Source organism: Melaminivora alkalimesophila, assembly GCF_000282995.1.
GTDB classification, from domain to species: domain Bacteria; phylum Pseudomonadota; class Gammaproteobacteria; order Burkholderiales; family Burkholderiaceae_C; genus Melaminivora; species Melaminivora alkalimesophila.
In genome coordinates, this window is record NZ_ALEE01000305.1 from 1 (window position 1) to 3,871 (window position 3,871).

Below are 3,871 nucleotides of genomic sequence, written 5' to 3' on the forward strand. Positions count from 1 at the left end.
CTCGCGCCGCTGCCGTTCGCGCTGCACTGGATCGACAGCCGCGACGGTGTATTCGATGCCGAGGTGGCGGCGCGCGCGCTGTGCGAGCATTCCGAGCCGGTGCACGCGGCGGTGCCGACGCTCGCGCCCGGCTCGCTGGTGCTGATCATGAGTTTCAGCCACGCCGAGGACCTGAACATCCTGGCCGCCTGCCTGGCGCGCCAGCGCGAGCGGGCCGACCTGCCCTACATCGGCCTGATCGGCAGCCGCACCAAATGGGCCACCTTCCGCCACCGGCTGGAGGCGCGGGGCTTCGGCGAGGCGGAGCTGGCGCACGTGACCTGTCCCATCGGCGTGCCGGGCATCGAGGGCAAGCAGCCCGAGGTCATCGCCGTGGCGGTGGCGGCCCAGCTGCTGCAGCGCCTTGCGGTGCTGGCTTCCGCGCCCGCATCCGGGTGATCCCGAACGCCGGCCCAGCGCAAAATTGCATACACTCCGTGTCCACAAAACAGGTCGCAGCGGAGCACGGCGCAAAGCCTCGGTGCGCGGCCCCCGATCTCGCCTGCTCAGAGCGCCCGCCGTGGTGAGCAGCTTGCGCGCCGCCGTGGTGGTGGCGCATCGGATACGCCATGGAAAGCTATCTCCTGGACTGGGCCAACCTGTTGCTGCGCTGGCTGCACGTGATCGCCGCGATCGCCTGGGTGGGCTCGTCGTTCTATTTCGTCTTCCTGGACAGCAGCCTCACCCCGCCGGTCGATGAACACCTCAAGCGCCAGGGTGTGGACGGCGAGCTGTGGGCCGTGCACGGCGGCGGCTTCTACCACCCCGTCAAGTACAACGTCGCGCCGCCGAAGCTGCCCGGCCACCTGCACTGGTTCTTCTGGGAAAGCTACACGACCTGGCTGTCGGGCTTCGCGCTGCTGTCGGTGTCGTACCTGTGGAATGCCGGCATCTACCTGGTCCACCCGGCCAACCCGCTGATGTCGCCGACCATGGCGGTGGTGGCGGCGCTGGCCTTTCTGGTGGTGTTCTGGCTGCTGTACGACGCCATCTGCCGCGTCTTCGGCCAGCGCGAGCGGGGCGACGCCATCGTCGGCGCGCTGGTGCTGGTGCTGGTGTGCATCGGCGCATGGCTCGCCTGCCGCATCTTTCCCGGCCAGGCGGCGTTCCTGCTGATGGGCGCGATGCTGGCGACCGCCATGAGCGCCAACGTGTTTTTCTGGATCATCCCGGGCCAGCGCAAGGTGGTGGCCTCGCTCCGGGCCGGCCAGGCGCCCGACCCCATCCACGGCAAGCGCGGCAAGCAGCGCAGCGTGCACAACACCTATTTCACCCTGCCGGTGCTGTTCGCCATGCTGTCGAACCACTACGGCTGGCTCTACAACCACGAACTGAACTGGCTGGTGCTGATCCTGATGATGTTCGCCGGCGCCGCCATCCGCCAGTTCTTCGTCATGCGCCATGGCCACAAGCTGGGCCGCAACGGCCACCCGTGGCCCTACGCCGCCGTGGGCGTGGCGGTGCTGCTGGGGGTCCTCGTGTGGCTCAGGCCGGTGCCTGCGCCCGCCCCCTCTGCCGCCCCTGCCGCGGCGCTGGCCGACACGGGCTTTGCTGCCGTGAACGCGCTCATCACCCAGCACTGCGTCATGTGCCACGGCAGCGCCATCGCGCAGAAGAACGTGCGCCTGGATTCGCCCGCCGAGGTACAGGCGCACGCCCAGCAGATCTACCAGCAGGTGGTGCAGCTGAAGAAGATGCCCTTTGGCAACCCCAGCGCCCTGAGCGAAGAGGAGCGCGGCGTCTTCAAACGCTGGTTCGAGGGCGGCGCGCCCGTGGCGCCGTGAGCCAGGGCGTATAGCCTTCATCACCCACGGCGGATGGCAACGGGGGCAGCTGCGCCTACAGTGACGGCCATGCATTGCTACCGATCTGCGCTGCTGCGCTTTGCCGAGGATGGCTCGGCCGTGTACGACGAGGACGGGCTGCTGGTCACGGCGCCGGATGCCGCCGGCGTGCAGCGTGTGGTGGCGGCCGGGCCGTGGAATGTGCTGGGCCGCCAATACGCCGAGGGCGTGCCGGTGACGCACTGGCCGGGCCGCATCATCGCTCCCGGCTTTGTCGACCTGCACATCCACTACCCGCAGACCGACGTGATCGGCTCGCCCGCTGGCGGCCTGCTGCCTTGGCTGGAGACCTACACCTTCCCGCACGAGGCGCGCTTCGCCGACCCGCAGCACGCGGCCGCGGTGGCGCGCTTCTTCCTCGACGAGCTGGCGCGCAACGGCGTGACCAGCGCGCTCGTCTTCGGCACCTCGCACCCATGCGCGGTCGATGCGCTGATGCAGGAAGCCGGGGCGCGCCGCCTGCGCCTGATCGCCGGCAAGGTGCTGCAGGACCGGCACTCCCCCGACGGTGTGCGCGACGACACCGAGCAGGGCCTGCTCGACACCGAGGCGCTGATCGAACGCTGGCACGGCCGAGGGCGGCTGGGCTACGCCATCACGCCGCGCTTTGCGCCCACCAGCACGCCGCGCCAGCTCGCGGGTGCCGGCGAGATCGCCGCGCGCCACCCCGATGTCTGGATCCAGTCGCACGTGGCCGAGAACCTGGACGAGATCCGCTGGGCGCGCGAACTGTTTCCCGACTCGCGCAGCTACCTGGGCATCTACGACGACTTCGGCCTGCTGCGCCACAGGGCCATCTACGCCCACTGCATCCATGTCGACGACGCCGACCGGGCGCTGATGCGCGAGCGGGGCGCAGCCGCCGCCGTCAGCCCCACCAGCAACCTGTTCCTGGGCAGCGGCTTCTTCGACTACGCCTCGGCCGACCGCGTGGGCATGGCCTATGGCCTGGCCAGCGACGTGGGCGGCGGCACCTCCTTCAGCCCGTTTCGCACCATGCTCGCGGCCTACTGCGTGGGCCGCGAGGGCCAGACCAAGCCGGGCATCTCGCTCACGCCCGAGCAGCTGTGGTGGCAGCACACGGCAGGGGCTGCCCGGGCGCTCGGCCTGGCAGGCACCGTCGGCAACCTGCAGCCGGGCTGCGAGGCCGATTTCGTGGTGCTGAACCCGGCCGCCACACCGCTGCTGGCGCGGCGCACGCGGGCCGCGACGAGCGTGGCCGAGCTGCTCTTCGCCATGATCGTGCTGGGCGACGACCGCCTGGTCGAGCGCACGTTCATCGCGTGAAGGGCGGCTGCGGGGCTTTCCATTCAAGCCCGCGCAGCTATCAAATGGCTAGCTACCGGGTGCCGGCCATCGCCTAGAATCGCGCGCCAGGAGTGAACCCATGAGCATCAAGAGCGACAAGTGGATCCGCCGCATGGCCGAGCAGCACGGCATGATCGAGCCCTTCGAGCCCGGCCAGGTGCGCGAGGCCGACGGCCAGCGCATCATCAGCTACGGCACCAGCAGCTACGGCTACGACATCCGCTGCGCGCGCGAATTCAAGGTCTTCACCAACATCCACAGCACCGTGGTGGACCCGAAGAACTTCGACGAGAAGAGCTTCGTCGACTTCGAGGGCGACTACTGCATCATCCCGCCCAACAGCTTCGCGCTGGCGCGCACCGTGGAGTATTTCCGCATTCCGCGCGACGTGTTGACCATCTGCCTGGGCAAGAGCACCTACGCGCGCTGCGGCATCATCGTCAACGTCACGCCCTTCGAGCCCGAGTGGGAGGGCTACGTGACGCTCGAGTTCTCCAACACCACGCCGCTGCCGGCCAAGATCTACGCCGGCGAGGGCTGCGCCCAGGTGCTGTTCTTCCAGGGCGACGAGCCCTGCGAGGTCAGTTACCGCGACCGCAACGGCAAGTACCAGGGCCAAGTCGGCGTGATCCTGCCCCGGGCCTGAGATCCGCTGGACCTGCCGCTCGTGTCGGGGGGGG

The 3,871-nt window shown here is 69.3% G+C and carries 4 protein-coding genes; all 4 read left to right on the plus strand.

The annotated features are described in order from the left end of the window. Window positions 1–438: XdhC family protein (locus tag A612_RS05735; protein WP_019373574.1), on the plus strand; the 438-nt coding region annotated here is incomplete at its 5' end. Window positions 439–608: 170 nt separating this feature from the next. Next, window positions 609–1,823 (plus strand): urate hydroxylase PuuD, encoded by a 1,215-nt coding sequence (locus A612_RS05740; RefSeq protein ID WP_019373575.1) that lies wholly within the window; start codon window positions 609–611, stop codon window positions 1,821–1,823. Window positions 1,824–1,892: 69 nt separating this feature from the next. Then, window positions 1,893–3,170 carry a guanine deaminase gene (gene guaD / locus A612_RS05745; RefSeq protein WP_019373576.1) on the plus strand — a complete coding sequence of 426 codons (1,278 nt, stop codon included), beginning with the start codon at window positions 1,893–1,895 and terminating at the stop codon, window positions 3,168–3,170. A gap of 100 nt (window positions 3,171–3,270) precedes the next feature. Further along, window positions 3,271–3,837: a dCTP deaminase gene (gene dcd / locus A612_RS05750; protein ID WP_019373577.1), complete on the plus strand. Its 567-nt coding sequence runs from the start codon at window positions 3,271–3,273 to the stop codon at window positions 3,835–3,837. Window positions 3,838–3,871: the final 34 nt, after the last annotated feature.